The sequence below is a fragment of the Vibrio genomosp. F6 genome, assembly GCF_005146325.1.
Classification (GTDB): domain Bacteria; phylum Pseudomonadota; class Gammaproteobacteria; order Enterobacterales; family Vibrionaceae; genus Vibrio; species Vibrio cortegadensis.
The window spans coordinates 1-22,727 of record NZ_SYUT01000081.1 but is presented as its reverse complement, the minus strand read 5'-3'; the positions used below and the strand labels follow the sequence as shown (position 1 = coordinate 22,727).

General features: G+C 42.7%; 20 protein-coding genes. 9 read left to right on the top strand and 11 right to left on the bottom strand.

The window, feature by feature from the left end; translation table 11 throughout:
- Positions 1 to 2 precede the first annotated feature (2 nt).
- Positions 3 to 911: a hypothetical protein gene (locus FCV43_RS19205; protein WP_136996077.1), complete on the top strand. Its 909-nt coding sequence runs from the start codon at positions 3 to 5 to the stop codon at positions 909 to 911.
- Between the two features lie 145 nt (positions 912 to 1,056).
- Here the strand turns inward: FCV43_RS19205 and treC are convergent, their stop codons facing one another.
- The 4 genes from treC to gmhB all read right to left on the bottom strand — a co-directional run bounded on the left by treC (position 1,057) and on the right by gmhB (position 6,039).
- On the bottom strand, positions 1,057 to 2,742 hold the full coding sequence (treC, locus tag FCV43_RS19200) for an alpha,alpha-phosphotrehalase (protein ID WP_136996076.1): 1,686 nt from the start codon (positions 2,740 to 2,742) through the stop codon (positions 1,057 to 1,059).
- A gap of 60 nt (positions 2,743 to 2,802) precedes the next feature.
- Positions 2,803 to 4,227: a PTS trehalose transporter subunit IIBC gene (gene treB, locus FCV43_RS19195; protein WP_017053014.1), complete on the bottom strand. Its 1,425-nt coding sequence runs from the start codon at positions 4,225 to 4,227 to the stop codon at positions 2,803 to 2,805.
- A gap of 313 nt (positions 4,228 to 4,540) precedes the next feature.
- Positions 4,541 to 5,485, bottom strand: coding sequence for a trehalose operon repressor TreR (gene treR, locus FCV43_RS19190; protein ID WP_017053013.1), 945 nt, complete (start codon positions 5,483 to 5,485; stop codon positions 4,541 to 4,543).
- Positions 5,485 to 6,039 carry a D-glycero-beta-D-manno-heptose 1,7-bisphosphate 7-phosphatase gene (gene gmhB / locus FCV43_RS19185; RefSeq protein WP_017053012.1) on the bottom strand — a complete coding sequence of 185 codons (555 nt, stop codon included), beginning with the start codon at positions 6,037 to 6,039 and terminating at the stop codon, positions 5,485 to 5,487. The genes treR and gmhB overlap by 1 nt, the downstream gene beginning before the upstream one ends.
- Before the next feature lie 192 nt (positions 6,040 to 6,231).
- On the opposite strand from gmhB, the gene metN reads away from it, so the two are divergent.
- From metN to FCV43_RS19170, 3 genes are read left to right on the top strand one after another with little or no spacing between them, the layout of a single operon-like run.
- Complete coding sequence (gene metN / locus FCV43_RS19180; protein WP_017053011.1) at positions 6,232 to 7,266, top strand: methionine ABC transporter ATP-binding protein MetN; 1,035 nt, start codon at positions 6,232 to 6,234, stop codon at positions 7,264 to 7,266.
- Positions 7,256 to 7,933: a methionine ABC transporter permease gene (locus tag FCV43_RS19175; RefSeq protein WP_017053010.1), complete on the top strand. Its 678-nt coding sequence runs from the start codon at positions 7,256 to 7,258 to the stop codon at positions 7,931 to 7,933. The genes metN and FCV43_RS19175 overlap by 11 nt, the downstream gene beginning before the upstream one ends.
- A 38-nt stretch (positions 7,934 to 7,971) precedes the next feature.
- Positions 7,972 to 8,781, top strand: a complete 810-nt coding sequence (locus FCV43_RS19170; protein ID WP_113796478.1) for a MetQ/NlpA family lipoprotein — start codon at positions 7,972 to 7,974, stop codon at positions 8,779 to 8,781.
- Positions 8,782 to 8,873: 92 nt separating this feature from the next.
- Here the strand turns inward: FCV43_RS19170 and FCV43_RS19165 are convergent, their stop codons facing one another.
- From FCV43_RS19165 to syd, 3 genes are all read right to left on the bottom strand, one after another.
- Positions 8,874 to 10,079 carry a carbohydrate porin gene (locus FCV43_RS19165; protein WP_136996075.1) on the bottom strand — a complete coding sequence of 402 codons (1,206 nt, stop codon included), beginning with the start codon at positions 10,077 to 10,079 and terminating at the stop codon, positions 8,874 to 8,876.
- A gap of 404 nt (positions 10,080 to 10,483) precedes the next feature.
- A complete protein-coding gene (locus FCV43_RS19160; RefSeq protein ID WP_017053007.1) occupies positions 10,484 to 11,260 on the bottom strand; it encodes a Zn-ribbon-containing protein in 777 nt (258 codons plus the stop codon).
- 2 nt (positions 11,261 to 11,262) lie between these two features.
- Positions 11,263 to 11,808 carry a SecY-interacting protein gene (syd, locus tag FCV43_RS19155; RefSeq protein ID WP_017053006.1) on the bottom strand — a complete coding sequence of 182 codons (546 nt, stop codon included), beginning with the start codon at positions 11,806 to 11,808 and terminating at the stop codon, positions 11,263 to 11,265.
- Positions 11,809 to 11,952: 144 nt separating this feature from the next.
- Here syd and queF point away from each other — a divergent pair, with 144 nt between their 5' ends.
- The 5 genes from queF (at position 11,953) to xni (ending at position 19,246) form a co-directional block, all read left to right on the top strand.
- Positions 11,953 to 12,798 carry an NADPH-dependent 7-cyano-7-deazaguanine reductase QueF gene (gene queF, locus FCV43_RS19150; protein ID WP_113796484.1) on the top strand — a complete coding sequence of 282 codons (846 nt, stop codon included), beginning with the start codon at positions 11,953 to 11,955 and terminating at the stop codon, positions 12,796 to 12,798.
- A gap of 43 nt (positions 12,799 to 12,841) precedes the next feature.
- Entirely contained in the window at positions 12,842 to 15,100 is a 2,259-nt protein-coding gene (locus tag FCV43_RS19145) for a tetratricopeptide repeat protein (RefSeq protein WP_136996074.1), read from the top strand.
- Between the two features lie 109 nt (positions 15,101 to 15,209).
- Positions 15,210 to 16,775, top strand: coding sequence for a GGDEF domain-containing protein (locus FCV43_RS19140; RefSeq protein ID WP_017053003.1), 1,566 nt, complete (start codon positions 15,210 to 15,212; stop codon positions 16,773 to 16,775).
- A 253-nt stretch (positions 16,776 to 17,028) separates the two neighbouring features.
- Positions 17,029 to 18,387, top strand: coding sequence for a nucleotide 5'-monophosphate nucleosidase PpnN (ppnN, locus tag FCV43_RS19135; RefSeq protein ID WP_017053002.1), 1,359 nt, complete (start codon positions 17,029 to 17,031; stop codon positions 18,385 to 18,387).
- 82 nt (positions 18,388 to 18,469) lie between these two features.
- Complete coding sequence (xni, locus tag FCV43_RS19130) at positions 18,470 to 19,246, top strand: flap endonuclease Xni (protein WP_113796492.1); 777 nt, start codon at positions 18,470 to 18,472, stop codon at positions 19,244 to 19,246.
- Between the two features lie 141 nt (positions 19,247 to 19,387).
- On the opposite strand, the gene rlmM is transcribed toward xni, so the two are convergent.
- Genes rlmM through FCV43_RS19110 form a run of 4 tightly spaced genes read right to left on the bottom strand, consistent with a single transcriptional unit; the run spans position 19,388 to position 22,397 of the window.
- Positions 19,388 to 20,479 (bottom strand): 23S rRNA (cytidine(2498)-2'-O)-methyltransferase RlmM, encoded by a 1,092-nt coding sequence (rlmM, locus tag FCV43_RS19125; RefSeq protein ID WP_017053000.1) that lies wholly within the window; start codon positions 20,477 to 20,479, stop codon positions 19,388 to 19,390.
- Complete coding sequence (locus tag FCV43_RS19120) at positions 20,476 to 20,874, bottom strand: DUF423 domain-containing protein (protein WP_136996073.1); 399 nt, start codon at positions 20,872 to 20,874, stop codon at positions 20,476 to 20,478. The genes rlmM and FCV43_RS19120 overlap by 4 nt, the downstream gene beginning before the upstream one ends.
- Entirely contained in the window at positions 20,864 to 21,496 is a 633-nt protein-coding gene (locus FCV43_RS19115; protein WP_136996072.1) for an alpha/beta fold hydrolase, read from the bottom strand. Before FCV43_RS19115 ends, FCV43_RS19120 begins: the two co-directional genes overlap by 11 nt.
- The gene (locus FCV43_RS19110) at positions 21,489 to 22,397 is read right to left on the bottom strand and encodes a transcriptional regulator GcvA (RefSeq protein ID WP_017052997.1); all 909 of its coding nucleotides are present in this window, start codon (positions 22,395 to 22,397) and stop codon (positions 21,489 to 21,491) included. Before FCV43_RS19110 ends, FCV43_RS19115 begins: the two co-directional genes overlap by 8 nt.
- Positions 22,398 to 22,727: the final 330 nt, after the last annotated feature.

The window sequence follows — 22,727 nt, the reverse complement described above, 5'->3', positions numbered from 1 at the left end:
ACATGAAAAAAACAATGACGCTGCTAGCGACCTCTCTCTTTGCTCTCTATGGTTGTGGTGGCGGAGGTAGCTCTTCATCTGGTTCAATAGATGGTAATAAAGGTCCAAACAGTCAGGTGGATTACCCTATTGCGAGCTCTGCATTTTCCCCTAAACCAGAAACAACATTGGGCTACTCATTTACCAAAGATGGTCAGACTGAAGGCGTGATGACCATGAACTTCACTCCTTTAAGCGGTGAACTCATTATTGCAGGGTTAGAAGAAGAGGCCGGCAATAAAGCGGTAGTTCAAGTTATCAACGACCTGATCAATTACGGCATCACCGAATTTTATGTTTCTGAAGACATCATGACGAATGCTGAAGGTACACAAGAAGACGGCAGCATTTATTTTGCAGGTCTCGACCGCAGTCTACACGAGATCACCAATGCCTACTTGATTGGTAGCCAATACATCACAAGAATGATGTACAGCAGCCCACTGTTCCGTTTGCAAGGAACAGACGTAAAAGAGAGCAGCCCGATCATTGATATCAGTGAAGAAACTATTTCAATGCAAATCACGTTAGAAGGGGAAGCTGTCTCGAATATGTTAAGTGACTTTGAAGATCACCAGTGGGTGCAATCACTGCCCACGGATGCTTCATGCCAAGTTACTTGGCAGCAAAAAATTAATGAAACAGGTGTACGTAAGAGCTTCACTGTTTCGGGTAAATCCATCGAAGCTGCGAATCTTACGGAAAAAAACACTTACTACATTGGCTGTGTCGGGATGGACTCAGCAGAGTTTGGCACATCGTCTGAGCGTTGGTTCAACCCAACGCTCGGCCTAGTTGAGCAGATTGAATTGATGTCTGTAGAGCAATCTACGATCGAAGAATCAGCAGCGGTACTGACTTCGATTAGCTAGCCCTGACTTAGATTCACTGAACCTGAGCGTGGCTGCTGACTAGCCACAAACAATAAAAAAGGCTTTGGGAGCACTCCAAAGCCTTTGTTCAAACCTAAATCTTTAGGGGGAACTGAGAATTAGGTTTCTTGAAATAGTAACGAGGCTAATCTTCAATCAGGAGAATACGAGTCTCGTAAGGTCGTAGCACTTGGTGATGAGACGTAACTAAACTTTCGCTCACTTGATAATTGGATAACAGGCTCTTAGCCTTCATCATCTCAAAACGCTCAGGTAAAACGCACTCTGTTTCTTCACCATAATAGTTGTTAATACACAGCAAGGTTTGCCCTTCGTTCTCACGTACATACGCAAAAATGGATGAGTGCTCGGGCAAGAGGTCTTGATAGCTGCCATCCGTAATCACTGGCACTTGTTTACGTAACTCAATCAAGCTCTTATAGAAGTAAAAAACAGAGTCTTTGTGTTCAAGTGCTTGCTCAGCGTTAATCTCAGGGTAATTATTCGCTACATCAAGCCATGGCTGAGTTTGTGAAAATCCTGCGTAAGGCTCACTGTTCCATTGCATTGGCGCTCGTGAGTTATCGCGGGATTTTTGCGCTAAGATCGCCATCATATCCAGGTGTTCCACCCCTTGTTGGCTCACCATAATGTCGTACATGTTAGTGCTCTCAACATCCTGATATTGGCTAATATCAGTATAATGAGGGTTAGTCATGCCGATCTCTTCACCTTGATAGATGTAAGGGGTTCCTTGCATCATGTGCAAAGACGCGGCAAGCATTTTGGCAGATTCAACTCGATATTGCTTATCATCACCCAGTCGGCTTACAACTCTAGGTTGATCATGGTTACACCAAAATAACGCCCCCCAACCTTTGCCGTTCAAGCCTGTCTGCCAATGATTGAAAATTGATTTCAGTTGAACAAAATCAAATGGCGCTTTTGTCCATTTGTCACCATTCGTATAATCCACTTTTAAATGATGAAAATTGAACACCATAGACAACTCTTTGTTATCCGTACTTGAGTACAGCTGGCAATGCTCTAACGTCGTTGAAGACATTTCACCAACCGTGACACTCCCGTATTTCTGGAAAACCGCTTCGCTGATCTCTTGCAGGTATTCGTGAACTCGTGGGCCGTCAGTATAAAAACGTCGCCCATCTCCAATCTCATCATTAAGGAAGTCTTGCTGTTTAGAGATCAGGTTGATCACATCTAGCCGGAAACCATCCACCCCTTTTTCAGCCCAATAACTGATGACTTTTTTCACTTCATCTCGAACTTGTGGATTCTCCCAATTTAAATCGGCTTGCTCTTTTGCAAAAAGATGTAAGTAGTATTGGCTTGTCGCCTCATCCATCTCCCATGCATTTCCACCAAATTTAGACTGCCAGTTCGTTGGAGTACCTCCGTTTACTGGATCTTTCCAAATATAATAATCACGATATGGACTTGTTTTGTCACCCAGAGCTGACTGAAACCAAGCATGAGCCGTTGAGGTATGGTTCACGACAATATCCATGATAATTCGAATGCCGCGCTGGTGAGCTTCCGACAGCAGACGTTCAAAATCTTCCATGGTTCCAAATTCTGGATTTATCGCGTAATAATCTGAAATATCATAACCATTGTCGATCATCGGTGATTCGTAGACTGGCGTTAACCAGATTGCCTCAATACCCAATGTTTTCAGATAATCTAATTTTGAAATAATGCCTTTAATGTCACCAGAACCTTGAGCACCACTGTCGCAAAAACTTTTTGGGTAAATTTGATAAATGGTTGCTGTTTTCCACCACAACGCATCTTTCTTTTGAATCATCATCTCGACTTACTCTTACTAAAAATCAAAAACGGAGTGACAAAAGCATCACCCCAAAATCTATTATCCGTTAACGGCAGTTAACTCACCTTTCGCTTGTGCTCGTTTGTAGCTGAGTAGTGTTAACGCCACAGGTACAACAATCGCCACCAGCATCGCTATTAAGTAAACTGTCCAGTACTGAGGTTGAATAGACAGAATACCGGGCAGACCACCAACACCGATACCGTTCGCCATAACGCCAGCGCTGCCACAAATCGCCGCCGCCGCTGCGCTACCGATCATCGCGCTAAGCATTGGGAACTTATATTTTAAGTTGATACCGTACATCGCAGGTTCCGTTACCCCTAGGTAAGCAGAGATAGCTGCAGGAATAGAGATATCACGCTCGCCCTCTTTCTTACTCAGAATAATAATACCCACCACAGCTGATGCCTGAGCAATATTAGACAAAGCAATTAGAGGCCAAATTGGCGTGCCACCTAAGTCTTGCATTAATTGAAGGTCGACAGCGTTCGTGGTGTGATGGATCCCGGTAATGACTAACGGTGCATACAAGAAACCGAAGATAATAGAACCAATCACCGCAAAATCTCCTGTCATTGCCGCTTTTGCCGCAAAAGCAACGCCATCACCTAACACACGTCCGAAGGGACCAATGAAAGCATGAGCTAAAATGACGGAAAGAATAATGGAGACAAATGGCACCACCACCAAGTACAAGTAGGCAGGTACAATACGTTTTAAGTTAGTTTCAATAAAGGCTAAAGCTACACCGGCTAACATTGCCGGGATCACTTGAGCCTGATAGCCTACCTTCTCAATCACGAACAGCCCAAAATCCCAGACTTCTGGCACTTGTTTACCGATCATGTAAGCATTCATTAATTGAGGCGAGACCAAGGTAACCCCAAGCGTGATACCAAGAATTGGTGTTCCACCTAACTTCTTAACGGTAGACCAACAAACACCAACAGGAAGGAAGAAGAAGATCGCCTCACCAATCAACCATAAGAATGAGTGTACGGTTGCCCAGAATTGACTGATTTCAACAAGGGTTTTTCCGTCGAACATGCGAATGTCACCAATCACATTTCGGAAACCTAAAATCAAACCACCCGTAATAATTGCGGGCAAAAGCGGAACAAAAATTTCTGCTAAATGGGAAATTCCGCGCTCTAATATATTCATGTTCTGACGAGCAGCGAGCTTAGACTCATCTTTTGACGCTTCACTTTTGCCTGATAATTCAATGAGAATAGCGTAAACCTCATCAACTTCAGTGCCGATAACAACCTGAAATTGTCCTGCATTAGTAAAACAGCCTTTCACCAAGCGCATTGATTCTAGTTCCTGCTTATTTGCAAGATCCGTATCATTTAATACAAAGCGCAACCGAGTGAGACAATGACTAACACTAGCAATGTTATCATTCCCTCCGACAAGCTGTATAAGACGCTCAACGTCTTGTCTCGCTATTTTACTCATAACTATCCACCCTATTTCTATTCCTGAATTCTGCACGTTAGTAAGGCTGTGCCCGCAAACAAGCTCTACTTTCATACCTATCACGATGGGAACATTCCCAAGCACCAATGTGAGTATATTGCACAGATCAATAGAATCTTTAAATGGGAACATTCCCATTAATTGAAAGAGATCACACAATATTTTATTTTAAATGAATAAACAATAGCTTAAATAGATAGGAATCAATGGTGAGTTTCACGGCACGATTTAGGGTAACTTCCTTTAAAATCATGGATGAATAGTCATTATTTAAAAGGGTTACAAGCCTGCTTTAAACAACAGGCTTTTGGGTTACATGTGTAATACTACCCTCACCAGAAAGCTGAGCAATCAACAGCTTAGCTGCCTTTTCTCCAGCTTGAGAGTAGCCAGGGTCAATGCTATAGATGTTCGGAAAAAGAAAAGAAAGCAGATCATTTCCGCCGACACCTGTCACCGCAATATCCGTACGTTGCAGCTCTTGTAGACGTTTGATTACGCCTAGGGCAAGAGTATCACTCGCACAGACAATCGCTTGTGTTGTTTCCGTAATCACGTCATCGACTAACCCATAAGCACTTTCATGGTGCAGTTGGCCTGTCTTATAATTAGGCTCGACGCTCGTTCTCTTGCACCAATCAAGATAGGCACTTAAACGTAGTTCACCAGTGGAACGATCACTAGGATCTACCCCTATAAAGGCGATATCGTTAATACCCATCAGCTCTAAATGAGAAATGGCCAGTTGGATCACGGCTATGTTGTCATAATTGACCGAAGATACATCTTGAGTATCCAATGCAATAACGACGGCTTTTTCTTGCCATAAATTCAGAGCTTCAACATCACAATCAGTAAAGCCAAATACAATCACACCATCAACATTACGCTTTTGTAATACTGCTAAATGTTCATTGGTTTTACTCCGACTGAACTGGCTCTCCATAATAACGACATCATAGCCCGCACGATAAAGCTCAGCGAGCATCGTACTCACCGCTCGATTTTCAGAGGGAGAATCGAGGCGAGAGATAATAACCCCGATCACTTTTTGACTCCCACCTCGCATCAATTGCGCTGACTTTGATGGAACATAGCCAGACTCTTGTATTACTTGTTCAACTTTTGCTCGTGTTGCAGGTTTCACTTTCGGATCATTGGTTATAACTCGTGAAACGGTTGATTTCCCTACACCAGAAAGTTTGGCAATATCAAGAATAGTGAGTTTTTTGTTCATTAAGCACCTAGCACGTAATCTGGAACATTTTTAATACTATCAAGTACAACGGTGGCAATGGCTTCACCTTTTTCAGTGATTGGTTTACCTGTCCTCACTAAAATTTTCGTTCCAACCCCTGCCGCTTCGGCTGCCATCATATCTTCTGCTTTATCGCCAATCATAATGGATTTTTCCATATCGATTTTTAAGAAATCACGAGCAGAGATAAACATACCGGGTTTAGGCTTACGACAATCACAATCTTCTTTGTATTTACCCACGCCATGTTCTGCGTGATGCGGGCAGTAATAAATCCCATCAAGCTCAACGCCATGATCGACAAAATTCCAGTCCATCCATTGCGTTAAAGACAAAAAGCGGTCTTCACTGAACATGCCACGAGCGATGCCCGATTGGTTCGTCACGAGGACTAACATGTACCCCATATCTTGAAGCTTCTTTGTCGCCTCAAAGACACCATCGATGTATTCAAAATCATGCTCATCATGCACATAGCCATGATCAACATTAATCACACCATCGCGATCTAGAAAAACTGCTGGTTTCGCCAAAATTTATGTCTCTATCTACTCTATATGAAAAGAATTATTACACGCTTTATTTCTTACGGCACTACCTAATTGCCCTTTAGACGTCTAGACGTCAAAATATCTATTGACTTAAATCAAGTTAGCCCATAGCATCTTCTATAGATTCAAACTTTGAACAACATTTTCCACTGTTACTCCTGCATAGGTTTTTAGATGATTAAAATTAATCAAGTTAACAAAACTTTCTATCAAGGTACTAAAGAAATCAATGCCTTAATAGATATAAACCTCCAAGTCCCTCAAGGTGGTATTTTTGGGGTTATTGGTTCTTCAGGGGCAGGGAAAAGTACTCTTATACGCTGTGTCAACATGCTAGAAGCTCCAACCAGTGGCTCTGTCATTGTTGATGGTGTTGACTTAACACAACTCTCTAAATCTGAGCTAAGTGCTGCAAGACGTAACATCGGTATGATCTTTCAACACTTTAACCTGCTCTCTTCTCGAACTGTTTTTGGTAATATCGCCCTACCGTTAGAGCTTGCAGGAGTAGACAAAGGTGACATCAACAAAAAAGTCACTGAACTGCTCAATTTAGTTGGCTTGGCGGATAAGAAAGAGACCTACCCATCAAATTTAAGTGGCGGACAAAAACAGCGTGTCGCCATTGCTCGTGCGCTAGCGTCTGATCCAAAAGTACTGCTTTGTGATGAAGCCACCAGCGCGCTAGATCCCGCAACTACTCAATCAATTCTAGAGTTACTGCGCGAGATTAACCGTAAACTCAATATCACCATGTTATTAATCACTCACGAAATGGATGTGGTTAAAAGCATCTGTCATGAAGTGGCTATTATTGGTGGCGGAAAACTAGTAGAAAAAGGCAGTGTTGGCGATATTTTTGCTCATCCAAAAACAGAGTTAGCCCATCAATTTATCCGCTCGACCTTAGATCTTTCGATTCCTGAAGATTACCAAGCTCGACTACAAGAAACACGAGTGCATGGCAGTTACCCTCTATTGCGTTTGGAGTTTACAGGGGAAACCGTTGATGCGCCGTTAATGACGCAAATCGCACGTAAATTCAATATCGATGTCAGTATTTTAAGCTCAGACTTAGATTACGCTGGCGGCGTTAAATTCGGCATGATGGTCGCTGAATTATTCGGAACAGAACAAGATGATAACGGCGCGATTGAATTTTTACGCGCACACAAAGTAAAAGTAGAGGTATTAGGTTATGTCCTTTAATTCAATCATCGATTGGCTAAGTTTAAATGGTGACCTACTACTAGGCGCAACTCTTGAAACCCTTTACATGGTCGCAGTCGCTGGCATTGTAGGTTTTGCTGTGGGGATCCCACTAGGTGTAATTCTGCATACCAGTAAAAAAGGTGGGCTGTTAGAAAATACCAAACTCAATAGTATTTTAGGTGCAGTCGTCAATATCGGACGTTCAGTCCCTTTCTTAGTTTTGATGGTCGCGATTATTCCTTTAACTAAATTGTTAATTGGCACCTTCATCGGCACGACTGCTGCCATTGTTCCTTTAACGATTGGCGCTATCCCATTTGTTGCACGCTTAATTGAAAGTGCGCTTTTAGAAGTCCCTACAGGTCTAGTCGAAGCCGCGCAATCAATGGGTGCTAAGCCACGCCAGATTATTACCAAAGTATTATTACCGGAAGCACTACCAACCATTATTAACTCAGTCACGATCACCATGGTGACGCTAGTCAGTTACTCTGCAATGGCAGGAACTGTTGGTGGTGGTGGTTTGGGTGATGTCGCCATACGCTACGGCTTCCACCGCTACGACGTTGTTATCATGGCCGTGACGGTTGTAATGCTTATTATATTAGTACAAATAATTCAATCGATTGGCGATGCACTAGTTCGCCGCGTTGATCACCGATAGTTAGATAAAAAATATAATCATATAACAAGGAGAGAGTCATGAAATTTAATCTTAAGGGCTTATTAGCCATTGCCGTTGCCGCCTCAGCACTTGTGCTTTCAGGTTGTGGTGAAAAAGAGATCGATACTTCAAAAATCAAAGTCGGCGTAATGGCAGGAGCAGAAGCTCAAGTAGCAGAAGTTGCCGCTAAAGTCGCTAAAGAGAAGTTTGGACTTGATGTTGAGCTCGTCACTTTTACTGACTATGTTACTCCTAATGCTGCGTTAGACGATGGTTCAATCGATATCAACGCGTTCCAACATAAGCCATACCTAGATCAACAGATCGCTGACCGTGAATACAAAATCACAATTGCGGGTAATACCTTTGTTTATCCAATTGCAGGCTATTCAAAGCAGGTTAAAAGTGTTGATGAAATCCAAGACAATGCACGTATTGCGGTACCGAACGATCCTACAAACCTTGGCCGCTCTCTACTTCTTTTAGAACAGCAAGGCCTTATCACACTTCGTGATGGCGTTGGTCTTCTAGCAACCGTTCGCGATATCGTTGGCAACCCAAAGAATATTACGATTGTTGAGCTAGATGCAGCGCAACTTCCTCGCTCTCTAGACGATGTGGCTTTGTCAGTAATCAATACCACTTACGCAAGCAGCATCAACTTAACACCACAAAAAGACGGTATTTTTGTTGAAGATAAAGAGTCTCCATACGTGAACATCATTGTTTCTCGTATTGAAAATCTAGACGCTGAAAACGTACAAAACTTTGTGAAATCTTACCAAACAGACGAAGTATACAACGCAGCATCTGAAATCTTCCAAGGTGGCGTAGTTAAAGGTTGGTAATCAACTAAACGACAGCACCCTATAGCTACCCGAAGAGGCTGACATAATGTCAGCCTCTTTTTTGTTGGTTGAGATTAGTTAGAAAAGTCGACTTACCACCAAGCTTCCACCTGCATACCAACGCTCATTTCGCTGTTTTTACCTTCACCGAAAGCATTGTCGTTTTCAGCGTCGTTTAGGTAAGTCGCAAAGATACGAAATTCAGGACGCGACCAGAAACCCACTTGCGGAACCCAAGCCTGAGCCACAGTAAGCTTGCCACCCGCACCATCTTGGTTATTAATGGTTTCAACAAAGCCACCAATTTCAAGGATGGTACGCATACGTTTATCCCACTTGTAAAGCGGGCGAATTACCGCACTAAAAGAATCATCATCACTGTTATTGGCGCCAACACTGGTTGACGCGGCATAACGAACAGTATGACCAAACTCGATGTTCTCACCGATCGCAAGTACGCCCCAGTTAATCAATCGGAAGCCATCGGCGTCATTGTTATTTGCATCACGAACGATATTTTTACCCGTCCCAAAAGTCGTCATCTGCTCTGCATAACCAGAGTTAGCAACCTGTAGAATGGTTTTATTGAAGCCACCTGAAAGATTCTGATTCAAGCTCGCCGTTAGCATTACGCTGTCATCCGCATCCACAGTTTGACCTTGCTTTTCATTGGCAAAGTTCACATCAATACCGACCTCAAGATCAGCATTGTTCCACAGTGGAATGCCCGCATAACGTACATCAGCAATCATGGCTGTGGTTTCTTTACCATCGGCAATGTCACCCGTGACCGTGTCTTGAATCAAAGCCACCGATAATTTACCTGGGCCCATATTGATGTGTTCAACACCAGCACCAATACCACTTACATCCCAGTAATAGTTATCAACGATGTGCACATCATGACGTTGGTAGTAGCGCTCACCCGCCCAAATCCCAATATCCTTATCTTCAAAAACCCCGACAGCCTGAACATTCAATTGCACCACATCAACGTTTTTATCCGCAGCGTTCTCATCTTGTCCTTGCCAGTACGACAACATAGAATCAACTAAAAACGAAACGTCGCCCTCTGCATACACCTCTTTCTTAAAACCAAACTCACCATACAGGTCATTTTCATTGCCGAGGCGACCAACCTTACTCACCTCCCACTTGCTATTTGAACCACCTTCATTACTAAGGCCAACACCACCGCGCATGTAGCCATTAAATTCCAATGGTGCGGTTTCACCAGCGTATAAACTAGGAGTAAGTAAAGCAGTAGTAAGCGCTGCAGCAATAGGTAACAGTTTCATCGTCCATTCCTTTTAGATTTAGAATCAGGTGATTATTAAAAATGGAAACATTCCCATGGGATCGATCCCATTTATATTGAGATGAATATAAATTGAAAGAGAACTGATTGATTATTGTGATCAGGCTAACTATTGAGGTGACTAAAAGTTGATGAGTGTTGGATTATTTCAATGAATACATTGGAGCTGAAGCAAGAGGGGGATAACACGTTCTGCGCGTATTCAGGGAACAGTAGCTAACAATTAGGGAGTAAGAAATATTGGGAAAAGATCGGTATCGAAGTCGTGAAATCGAGTAAGGAAACAAGAAGGTAAATAATTAACACCAAAGGGAAAGTCGATATCAGAACACTTAGGTAGTGCTCCGACATCTAAAATATGACGTTTAAATCAGAACAGGAGAGTTACTTAAGATGATCCCAAGAGATGTTTGACACCAGTCGACAATCATCACACTTGAAATAGAAAATATCGTGGATCGGCGCATCAAGCAGCCATTCACCACCACATTGAGGGCATTTGCGCTCTTTTTCATCTTTCAAGCTGATTCCACCCACACGGTATAAATAGTAGTAGGTTGGTACCTTAGTCAGATACTCAATACGCCCTCTTAACCCCCAACCACGTTTAAACAATACACTCTTAGTATCACTGATTTCAGCTAGCGTTGCATGTTCAGCACGGCAACCACCGCCCATTTGTACTTCATCACAAGCTTGCCATTCTGTCTGCCATTTCAGTACGGCTTTATGGTCGCCGTTGAATGTAGGTGGGTTGCGATACAAAGGGATTGGCAGCAAGCTATCGCCACTGCGCAAAGGTGAACAAGTATGAACGAATGTCGTGTATAACACCTGCCAACTCGGTGTTTCATCTTCTGCCACTTCTTCGGAGTTAAGATCTCGCCCTAACAAACGCATTTTAGGCGCAAGAAGGCACGCGTTAGACAAGCGATCAAAACACACTTTAACGAAGTCTGAGTGATTCCGCGGATGCAAACTATCTTGCTCTGGGCACACTACTCGAACAAAAAATTCTCCGTCGCCCATCACAATAGGAAATTCGCGGCCGAGTACCTGTCCATTGTAACGAAATGCATCCATCAAACCATTTACTGCTTTATCGACAGCTGAAACCGTCGTGTTATCAAAGCACTCAAACTGGAGTTCAACAACGTACATAATTAAACCTCAGGCTCAAGTTTCGTTAAAAATTCCGCTAAATCTTCAGCCAGTACATCACGATTGCTTGTCCCTAGGCGTTCCAGAATGACATTACCCGTTAAATTACAAATAGAGATCACATCCAACTCAGCATCGGTTGCCGCAATAAATACCGTCGGTTTTAACTTTAAACGACGCTGCGTTACTAAATGTCCCAAAATGTTCTCTTGTAAAAGTTCAAAATCATGATCGCTCCAAACTTGAAGCAGCGTCAGTGAGTTATCTTGCCATTTGGCATCCATATCCGCGCTATATTGCGTGCCGTAGAAGGTTTTAATATCGTCATGTAACGTCAGCTCAATGCCATTCTCAACATTCGTGAAATCCGCTTTCTGATCTCGAGGGTGCGCTCTCCATAACACGTCATCGGCACGTTTTTCTTCTACACAAGGGGAAACTAAATCCACCAGTTCTTGGTTAACTGGCAAGCTATTGTGCTGTTTTTGCCACTCATCAAGATAGCGTTGACTGAATGAATATAAAGCTTTCTCGGCAGATTGAGCCATGAAGATCTCCTAAAAGATGGACAAGATAAATGTGTGATCCCACCTTTTATACAAATAGTTGAAGGCAACCAAGTAAATGCTTAATGACAGCAAAAGGGGGATTCAGTAAAATTCATGCCATTCTAATCGAATTTAAACGAAAGTATGAGCAAATATTCTGACGCAAAAGAGCTAGCAGGTTTAACCCTTGGTCAAAAGACTGAATACGCATCTCAGTACGATCCAAGCCTACTACAACCCGTACCACGTAGCCTAAACCGAGATGATCTTGAATTAGGTGACGAGTTGCCATTTATGGGGCACGATATTTGGACATTATACGAACTATCATGGCTCAATAATAAAGGTCTACCGCAAGTCGCCGTAGCTGAAGTGTATATCCCTGCGACGAGCTCAAACTTGATTGAATCTAAATCTTTTAAGCTCTACCTTAACAGCTACAATCAAACTCGTTTCAACGACTGGTCATCTGTTCAAGCAAGCCTTGCAAAAGATCTGTCACAGTGTGCAGGAGAAGCGGTTGAAGTCGAAGTAAACCCTGTTACCCAATACACCAATCAAGCGATTGTTACGATGGAAGGTGACTGTATTGACGGACAAGATATTGAAATCACTAGCTATGATTTCGATGCTACACTGCTTTCTGGCGCCGCAGGAACAAACATCGTTGAAGAGTCTCTGCACAGCCACCTATTGAAGTCAAACTGCCTAATCACCAATCAACCAGATTGGGGCAGCGTTGAAATCCAATATAAAGGTAAACAGATTAACCGTGAGTCATTACTGCGTTACTTAGTTTCATTCCGTGAGCATAATGAATTTCACGAACAGTGTGTTGAGCGTATTTTCACTGATATTATGAAATACTGTCAGCCGAGCAAACTCACTGTTTTTGCACGCTATACTCGCCGTGGTGGATTAGACATCAACCCGTACCGTTCTACCGAGCAAGCAAAGCCAAGCCACAACTGTCGCATGGCTCGTCAGTAATCGATTTACAAATCAATCGATATATAAACTCAAAGGAATTAAAATGCGCTGGCTAAGACTGTTATTGCTATTTTGTGCACTGCTATCGTCAGGAGTAAATGCCACTATTTACTCATCACCTCAGCTGAATGACGCAAATAAATTGGTTGAGATATCACCAATACAGGCAAAAAAAATTGCAAGTAACTATCTTGTACAGCGCCAACTTTCCGATCAAAGTGATAAAAGCCTAACTGCACTTTCAAGAGAAGAGGCAGATAACCGACTTCGTTCACCTAGAGCCAGCATTGATGCATATAAGGTTCTGGCCAAAGCCGAATTCAATCTAGGTAATACTCGTCAAGCATTAGAACAACTCGATTTAGCCTCTACCCTTACCCAAACACATCGCCTTCCTTACCAAAAGATGGACGTTGATATTTTAAGAACTCGCCTTGTTTGGTTAACCGATCACGACTCAACAAAAGCGAAGCTATCCCTTGATAACATCGATCATAACTTACAGTTGCTAGACAACTCACAGCAACTAACCAGAGGCATTACCTACCGCCTAACCATGCTTAGAGCAAAGATCGCATCAAAAGAAAGTGAAATATCAGCGGCGGAGAATTTTTACGCCGAAGCAAAAAACTTCATTAATACCAGTAACTCCGAAAAAAACCTCATTGAATACCATTTACAAATTGGGGAGTTCTACCTCAACCACAAACAGTACAATCGAGCTTTATCTGAATTACTGTTTGGTTATTGGAAGTCAGTAGAGAGCGATTTAAGCCCGCAACTGGCACAAGTAAACCGATTATTAGCGCAACTGTTCTTAGAAAGACAAGTACTGGACAAAGCCATTGAGCATCTGTCTCAAGCGGCTGATTTCTACAATAAGTATGACCAATCTCCTATTCTATCTCATGTCTTAAAAATGATGGGCGACATCTACTTTCAACAAGGAAAATATAATTTAGCCTTAGTGCACTTTTTTAATGTACTGGATCATGAAAGCACCGCACAAAACATAGAACAAGTTATCGAAGTGCGCATCAGCTTGGCGGCCACTTACCTAAACCTTTACAACTACCCTCTTGCAGAGCAGTACCTCAACCGCGCAATCGAACTTTTAGAATACACCGACATCTCAGCACTCAGAGCTAAAGCTGAACTATTAAGATCGGGATTGGCTTATCATCAGCATGAAAGTAAAAATGGCATTATTCACGCTCATAAAGCGCTAGCCATCGCGAAGAACATCAAAAACAAAGATCTTATGCAACGTTCATACGACTTACTTTCAATGGGTTACGAACAAAATGAGCAGTATGCCCTCGCCCTTGATTACATGAAAAAATACAACATGTTAGTGGCGATAAAACAGCAGCAACTCAACCAGATCAGTGAGGATGCCTTCAGGCAACAAAAAGAGTTCGCTGAACAAACTCTGCATTACGCCAATCAAGAAAATGAGCTAAAGCAGATGGCGCTCGAACATCGAAAATATCAAAAAATCGCGTTTTCCCTGTTTGCTCTCTCTATAATTCTGTTTTTTGTCGTCATGCGCAGAGGGTTCATTATCCAGGCTCTCAACCGACAAAATAGTAAATTAACCAAGCAGCTCTATACTCATTCACGCTCAAAATTGCGAAACTTACGCATGCTTAATGCCAAGTTATCAAGTTCACTCCAAAAAACGAGTGATACCTTTGAGCAGTGGCAAATGGGAGAGCTCATTCACGAGCCATTAAATGACCGACTACGGTTTGTGATGATTGATTTGCCTTTTTTACGCAGTATGTATATCCAACACGGATACAAATCTGGACTAGAATTAGAAGAATCCTTTGGACAATACCTTGCTTCCAAAGTTGAAGGTTCCTCACGCCTTTATCACTTCTCTGATGCTAACTTGTTGTATATTGAATCAAATTCAGACCGTAATGCTTCACCAGAGGCGATGTTTAGCAAAATCCAAACTTGGATTAATGAGTTTGAACCCAATCGAAAAATCAATCGTCGTATTCGTATTGGTATCGCGGATTATCCATTTTTGCCACGCGCCTATACGGCAATAAACGATCAAGAACTGCTTGATGTTCTACTGATGTCAACACACCTTGCTCGTGATATAAGCCTCAAAGAACACAGTAGCGAATGGGTATATTTCAAAGCGATTGATAATGCCCCTGCGGCAAGCCTTGCAACTGGTAACATAAGAGAAGCGTGTAAACATGCAATAAATCAAGGCCTAATAAAAATTCAATCTTCTTACCAGAATGAGGATAACATCAAAAAAATGCTAAAAGATGAATAAAAACTGCCCTGTCGGCACTTGCAACACGTGACCTTGTGACTTTTTTTGCTATTATCGAGAGATTCATTAATAAGCTTACGCTTGATCATTTGTCGAAGTTTAACAATCCATGGGCATTCTCGAAAAAGATATTCAAACACAGTTACACCAGCTAAAAAGTCAGTTGGAACAAGTGCGTTTGACACAGAGAGATACATCATTCAAATTTAAACGAGAACAAAAGATTCTTAAGCGTATCGTCACATCTTTAAGTTCAGCTTGTGTAGGTACAAATTCTCAACTTGATAGCAACTTAATCGCGCTAAAACAAGAATTAGAACAACAAAAAGAAATTAGCGCCCTGATACCACGACTTGCGGTATTAGAAAGAATGCTAAAACAAAAAACGTTGGCTATGGAAAAACAAACTGGACATCTTGATGAACAGATCAAGCATAGTGGTGAAACACTTCAGAGAGTGACAGGCTTACCTGCTCAACTGAAACGTGACCTGCGTAATTTACTGAGTTTCCCGGCGACAAATGGGAACAAAAAGGTCGATCACGCGATTCGCTTACTAACAATTTATGAACGTGCCATTAAAATAATGGCGTCTAATTCTAGCCATTCGGTTGGGAGTTTTGATCACTCCCCTGATAAAGAGCTGTTCTCTTGCTTAACGGATGAATTACAACACTTAATCACGGAACTCGATTTCGATGGTGAGTCCGGTGATGTCCTCATTGATATTCGAGCCAAGCTACTGATCGGAGTGTCGACGGAGTCTCTCCTTGAGCTGACATTACAAATATTGAAACTGGTCATTCAGGGTACTCATTTAGAACGTAAAACGTCAGAACAGTTTTTAGAACAAATTAATTCATCACTCGCCTCTTCACTTAAAACCTCGTCACAAAATTCAGATCAAAGCCAAAGCTATTTTGAACACAGAAAAGGGATGAACGATGAGCTAAGCTCACTGGTTAAGCGAAGCCAGGAGTCCGTCCAAGATTCTTCAGAATTAGATGAATTAAAACAAACTATTAACCCACTTCTTAGCCAGCTGTCATCACTGTCTGAACGCTTACATCATGCAGAACAGCGTGAACAAGCACTCAACGAAAGAATGGCATATGGTCAAAACCAGTTAGAAGCCCTTTTTGAAGTCACACAAGATTATCGTCGACGTCTGGATGACCAAGCTCAAAGAATGCTGCTTGATCCTTTAACTAAAGTGTATAACCGTACCGCCTTAACGGATCGATTAGAGTTGGAATATCGTCGCTGGATACGTTCACAAAATGCATTGAAAATGGTGCTTTTTGATATCGATAACTTCAAAAAAATTAACGATAGCTTTGGTTACACTGCCGGAGATAAAGCGCTTAAAATCATTGCTCGCACCATAGCGAAAGCGGCAAGTGATACCGACACTGTCGCTCGTTTTTCAGGTGAAGAGTTCATTTTGATCTTGCCTGAACAAACCGACGAATATTGCCATGAGTTAATCAAAGGCATTCAGCAAAGTGTCAGCAAGTTACCGTTCAAATTTAGAGATCAGAGCATCACGATCACTCTCTCGGCATCAACGACTAGCTTTAAAGATTCTGATACTCCTGAAATCATTTTAGAACGATTAAATTGCTCACTGAATGAAGCGAAAAACCTAGGAACGAATCAAGTGGTATGGAAATAGTTTAAGTACTATTTCCACCTTTCCTCATTCCCTTTTGTCCTAATTATTCATTTGCTATAAATTTTTCAATCAGTTATCACAAAACAATCCCCAATTTGTTTGCTAAGCTAAATGATACCCACTACAAAAATGAACCTCTCCAAGTTGTTCACAACTGAACCATTTGCATTTGTTCTGTCATCAAATTAGTCCAGTAGCATCGATTCTAATTACAACGTGGGTATTTTGTTCACCTCTCACCAAAGGAGGCATTATGATCACTCATATTAGCCCAGCAGGTAGCATGGATCTGCTTTCTCAACTTGAAGTTGAGCGTCTTAAAAAAACTGCATCTAGTGATCTATACCAGTTATATCGCAACTGCACATTGGCGGTATTGAACTCAGGTAGCCACACCGATAACTCGCAAGAACTGCTCGATAAGTATCAATCTTTCGATGTTAATGTGATGCGCCGTGAACGCGGAATAAAACTTGAGCTCCATAATCCACCAGAGCATGCCTTTGTGGACGGAGAGATCATTAAAGGGATCCAAGAACATCTGTTTTCTGTGCTTCGCGATATTGTTTACGTCAATATGCACTTAGCAGATAACCAGCATCTTAACCTCACGAATGCCACCCACATTACGAACCTCGTCTTTGGGATATTACGCAATGCAGGTGCTCTTACCCCTGGCATTGAGCCAAATTTAGTGGTGTGTTGGGGTGGTCACTCAATTAATCCTAGCGAATACCAATACACCCGTGAAGTTGGGCACGAGCTTGGGCTGCGTGAATTGAATATCTGTACAGGATGTGGCCCAGGGGCGATGGAAGGGCCGATGAAAGGTGCAGCTATCGGCCACGCTAAGCAGCGCTACGCTGAACAGCGTTATCTTGGGTTAACTGAACCGTCAATCATTGCTGCTGAGCCACCTAACCCAATTGTGAACGAACTTATCATTATGCCTGATATAGAGAAGCGTTTAGAAGCGTTTGTCCGCATGGCCCATGGGATCATTATTTTCCCTGGAGGACCGGGAACGGCTGAAGAGCTGCTGTATATTCTCGGCATTATGATGCACCCAGAAAATAAAGATCAGCCGATGCCAATCGTATTGACGGGCTCAAAAGAGAGTGAAGCCTACTTCCGCTCCATTGATAAATTCATTGGTGACACACTAGGCGAAGCGGCACAGAAACATTACCAAATCGTTATTGATGATCCGCAAAAAGCGGCGCAAATAATGAGCCAAGCCATGCCTGAAGTGCGTGAGCACAGAAAGCAGAGCGGCGATGCATACAGCTACAACTGGTCACTAAAAATAGCCCCGGAGTTCCAACTTCCTTTCGACCCAACTCATGACAACATGAAGAATCTGGATCTACACCTAAACCAACGCCCTGAAAACTTGGCCGCCAATTTACGCCAAGCGTTCTCTGGTATTGTGGCTGGTAATGTAAAAGCGGAGGGGATCAAAGAGATCAAACGTCACGGTCCATTCACCATTGATGGCGATGCGTCACTGATGAAAAAAATGGATAAGCTTCTGAATGATTTTGTTGAGCAGCAGCGCATGAAGTTACCGGGCAGTGCTTATGTTCCCTGCTACCGAATCGCAAACCGTTAAGATCATCGGCAACAGCGTTTAAACTGATTCCTAAGTCAGTTACTATAAGGGGCTAAATGGCCCCTTATTTTATTGGAATGTTATGTCTATTCATCTTGTTATTATCGATGCGCTCAACCTGATCCGCCGGGTGCACTCTGCCCAGCCAGATCCTAACGATATTGCAAGAACCATCACCACCACCACTCGCACATTAAATCGCATTTTATCGGAATCTCAACCGACTCATATCATCGCTGTATTCGATCACCACGAACAAGACAGAGGGTGGCGAGCCGAGGTACTTCCTACTTATAAGCAGAACCGCAAACCCATGCCTGAACCGCTTATGAAAGGGTTGGATGCGATCCAGCAAGCATGGTGGGAGTTAGGAATAGATTCACTGCTGTCAGAGGGCGATGAAGCCGATGATTTAGTCGCAACACTGGCAACCAAAGTCGCCAGTCACGGTGAGAAAGTCACCATCATTTCAACAGACAAAGGCTACTGCCAACTTCTTACCCCGACATTACAGATCCGTGATTATTTTCAGCACCGCTGGTTAGATGAACCCTTCATAGAGAAAGAGTTTGGCGTGACACCAGATCAACTAGCTGATTATTGGGGGCTCACGGGCGTAAGTTCTAGCCAAGTTCCCGGAATCCCCGGCATTGGCCCCAAAGCAGCAAAAGAGATTTTGACGCAGTTTAAAGATATAGAACAAGCACATGCTTCAGAAGAGTTGCTACCAAAATACCGTAAGAAATTCGATGAGCACATTGAATCAGCTCGAATCTGTAAGCAAATATCGGCACTCAAAACCGACATTGAACTCGGTTTTAATTTACAAGACCTGAGGTTCGAACAGCCAGACTCATAGCAAGCAGCTTTGACAATCCTACGGATCAATAAACGAAAAGGCCGCTGTCTTAAAGTATAAGACAGCGGCCTTGAATTATTTGATGTAGAACACGCAAGCTTAAGCGAAGAACTTAACTTATCACTCTCACATTACTCGATATTAATAGGGTGAAATATTCGATAGAGATTGGATATGCACCGTGATCTCTTCGCGATCATGATAAAGATGCTTCGCTTGCAGCTTATATTTCACATCATTGTCACTCAAAAACTGCTTCAAGTTCTCGATATCTTGTAGTACTTCATCGTATCGACCTTTCATTGGCAGTTTAAGATTAAAGATTGTCTCTTTCGCCCAACCACGGATCAACCACTCACCCATTAACTGAGCAACACGTGATGGTTTCTCAATCATGTCACAAATAAGCCATGTCACATTCTTACGTGGTGGTTCAAACTTGAAGCCATCTTCCATATGGTGCTTAACTTGGCCAGTTTGCATTAAGCTATCTGCCATCATGCCGTTATCAACACAGTGAACGAACATTGAACGCTTAACAAGTTGGTAAGTCCAACCACCCGGGCAAGCACCTAAATCGACACCCCACATGCCTGATGCTAAACGCTCATCCCACTCATCACGTGGAATAAATACGTGAAACGCTTCTTCCAATTTCAGTGTAGAACGGCTTGGTGCATCAGATGGGAACTTCAGGCGTGGGATACCCATGAAGAACTGAGAGTTGTTAGTTGGTAGTGAATAACCAACGTAGCAGTGCCCAGGCGCAATAAAGCAAAGGTGCAGTACTGGTTTTTTAGGGTGGTCTTTATTGAACAAGATCCCTTTACCACGTAGAGCTTGACGCAGCGGCACCGTAAATTTACGACAGAACTTCAGCAACTCTTTCGCTTCGTTAGTGTCTGGAGTTTCGATGCGGATATCACCACAACGAGGGAAACCATCAATATCACCAAGTTCAGCCAAAATTGGCGAGATGCGGTCTTCAGACGGCAACTCTTTTAGTTCAGCGGCAACCGCAAACATTTGGCGAGCAAAAATCAATGATTGAAAATCGATTCTCTGGATCAGTTTTTCCGCGTCACCATCTTGGTAGCATTCAAAAAGAACATAACCACTATTATTCTTTACACGAGGAAAACCAAACACCTCAAGTTGCGTTGCTTTGTCTTGAATTTCACCTGCGCACTCTTTTTCAAAACCAGAACGACAATACAGTAATACGTGTTTCACTTAGTAACCTCATTAATATTGAATGCCGCGAAAGAGAAACTTCCCCATCCGACAATAAACAACAAACCACCAAATGGAGTGACTGGGCCAAACCATTTTATGCCTGTTAGTGCTAGCGCATACAAACTGCCGCTAAAACAAAGGATGCCGATAATAAAGCAAATTGCCGCAATGAAAAAATATTTTTGCGACTTTATTCCAAGATTAAAGCGCAGCAACACCGCACAAGCAATGATCGCGAAGGAGTGAAGCAATTGATAAAGCACTCCCGTATTAAAAACATCAAGCAAGTATGGCGCTAATTGAGCCTTTAAACCATGCGCAGCAAAGGCCCCTAACATCACACCAAGCCCGGCAAACATCCCTGCAATAGTGAGTAAATACTTACTTTTCATCTAAAACCTCAAAAATGAAAGCAGAGAGCTTATCTATTGTTAAGGTTAAATTCCCCTGCTCGGTAAAACCAGAACGTTTACGCGGTTTAAAGCCATGATCGCCATCAGGGAGAAACGCCACATCAATCATCGGAGATAGATCAAAGTCAGTAAACTCTTCACGCTTACCAAATGTATCCCTTTCCCCTTGCAAAATTAAACAAGGCTTTTCGATTGTCGCTAAGTGATCGCCTTTAAATTTTTCAGGCTTACCCGGAGGGTGAAATGGAAAACCCAAACAAGCCACTCCCGCGACGAGAGGGTTATCGGCTAATAAACTCGCCATCCTTCCCCCCATAGATTTACCACCAATAACGACTGGTACGCCTGCATGTTCATTGATGACGTCAACATAAGCATCGAGCAACTTAGGAGCGCGATCCGGCGGACGCTTGGTGCCCATTTCTGCTCGCTGAATCATATAAGGAAAATTAAAGCGCACCACTTTAATGCCTTTTTCAGCTAACCCTTGCGCGACAGAAGCCATAAAATGGTGATCCATTCCCGCGCCAGCGCCATGAGCAAAAATAAACGTCGCCTTATGCTCTGCGCCATTAATCAGCTGATGATTATTCTCAGTCATCCAGTAACTCTTCCTGCTCTTTATGCGCTTTCGCTAACATCCAATCACGGAAAGTGGCAATTCGCCCCATGTCAGCCTGTTTATCGTGGCACACTACATAGAACGCATTCTTACTCACCAATATTTCATCAAAAGGCGCAATCAGACGACCCGCTTCGATTTCCGGCTGAGCCAGTACATTATTACCAAGTGCAATTCCTTGTCCATGAGCCGCAGCTTGAAGCACCATCGTCGAGTGACTGAAAATTGGCCCTTGGTTAACATTTACACCTTCGATTGAGTTCTGCTTCACAAACGATTTCCAATCTTTCCTTGAGGTATCATGAAGCAAAGTGTGATGATTTAAATCAGTTAGAGTTTCTAATGGTTTGTTACTTAAAAGTAACGAGGGTGAACAGAGTGGAATCAGGAATTCTTGATAGAGTTTATCGGCTCTTAATCCTGGCCAATTTCCTCGTCCATAGTAGATCGCCACATCCACATCATCGGTCAGTGAACCTTCATCCATATCAACCGCTTTGATTCGTACATCAATATCAGGTTGCTGTTGATTAAAATCAGAAAGCCGAGGGACAAGCCATTGAATTGCAAAACTTGGCGGAAGGCTGATGGTCAAAGCCCCTTTTTCACTACGTTCAAGCACTTTATCGGTCGCTTCGGCTAAAGAAGTGAAGATATCTTTGATATCAAGAAAATAGCCTTGTCCTTCTTCTGTTAGTAGCAAAGAGCGGTTTCGGCGGCGAAATAATTTCAACGCAAGAAACTCTTCCAGCGCTTTAATTTGATGGCTCACAGCGGCTTGAGTAACAAAAAGTTCTTCAGCGGCACGGGTAAAACTTAAGTGTCGAGCCGCAGCTTCAAACACTTTTAACGAGTTTAATGGTGGCAATCTTCTGGACATAAATACGCTCTAAAAAATACATTAGTTTTTTTAATCTGAAACATTATAAATTGTCCATTGCCTAAGGGCTAGAGAAATTCTATATTTCATCCCGCAGCGCTAGCCTGAACGGCTTGGTTCTCTCAGAATCAATTGGCTTAGTTGTTGCGATGTTGTGTTTGCAAACTCGTATTTCGAGTTAGGTAGAATTTCTACCGTAGTTTATTGCCCATTATCCCTGTGGCGATAAGACTGCTTCCTGTTTTTTTGACCTGTCTGTCAAATTTTTATACACCGCCTATATGGCGGTGTTTTTTTATCTGTCGCTTTTTTCTTATCTTCTTATCTTCT

Coding starts and splice junctions, on each gene's coding strand:
- FCV43_RS19205 (WP_136996077.1), top strand. CDS start 3: ATGAAAAAAACAATGACGCTGCTAGCGACCTCTCTCTTTGCTCTCTAT.
- treC (WP_136996076.1), bottom strand. CDS start 2,742: ATGATGATTCAAAAGAAAGATGCGTTGTGGTGGAAAACAGCAACCATT.
- treB (WP_017053014.1), bottom strand. CDS start 4,227: ATGAGTAAAATAGCGAGACAAGACGTTGAGCGTCTTATACAGCTTGTC.
- treR (WP_017053013.1), bottom strand. CDS start 5,485: ATGAACAAAAAACTCACTATTCTTGATATTGCCAAACTTTCTGGTGTA.
- metN (WP_017053011.1), top strand. CDS start 6,232: ATGATTAAAATTAATCAAGTTAACAAAACTTTCTATCAAGGTACTAAA.
- FCV43_RS19175 (WP_017053010.1), top strand. CDS start 7,256: ATGTCCTTTAATTCAATCATCGATTGGCTAAGTTTAAATGGTGACCTA.
- FCV43_RS19170 (WP_113796478.1), top strand. CDS start 7,972: ATGAAATTTAATCTTAAGGGCTTATTAGCCATTGCCGTTGCCGCCTCA.
- FCV43_RS19165 (WP_136996075.1), bottom strand. CDS start 10,079: ATGAAACTGTTACCTATTGCTGCAGCGCTTACTACTGCTTTACTTACT.
- FCV43_RS19160 (WP_017053007.1), bottom strand. CDS start 11,260: ATGTACGTTGTTGAACTCCAGTTTGAGTGCTTTGATAACACGACGGTT.
- syd (WP_017053006.1), bottom strand. CDS start 11,808: ATGGCTCAATCTGCCGAGAAAGCTTTATATTCATTCAGTCAACGCTAT.
- queF (WP_113796484.1), top strand. CDS start 11,953: ATGAGCAAATATTCTGACGCAAAAGAGCTAGCAGGTTTAACCCTTGGT.
- FCV43_RS19145 (WP_136996074.1), top strand. CDS start 12,842: ATGCGCTGGCTAAGACTGTTATTGCTATTTTGTGCACTGCTATCGTCA.
- FCV43_RS19140 (WP_017053003.1), top strand. CDS start 15,210: ATGGGCATTCTCGAAAAAGATATTCAAACACAGTTACACCAGCTAAAA.
- ppnN (WP_017053002.1), top strand. CDS start 17,029: ATGATCACTCATATTAGCCCAGCAGGTAGCATGGATCTGCTTTCTCAA.
- xni (WP_113796492.1), top strand. CDS start 18,470: ATGTCTATTCATCTTGTTATTATCGATGCGCTCAACCTGATCCGCCGG.
- FCV43_RS19120 (WP_136996073.1), bottom strand. CDS start 20,874: ATGAAAAGTAAGTATTTACTCACTATTGCAGGGATGTTTGCCGGGCTT.
- FCV43_RS19115 (WP_136996072.1), bottom strand. CDS start 21,496: ATGACTGAGAATAATCATCAGCTGATTAATGGCGCAGAGCATAAGGCG.
- FCV43_RS19110 (WP_017052997.1), bottom strand. CDS start 22,397: ATGTCCAGAAGATTGCCACCATTAAACTCGTTAAAAGTGTTTGAAGCT.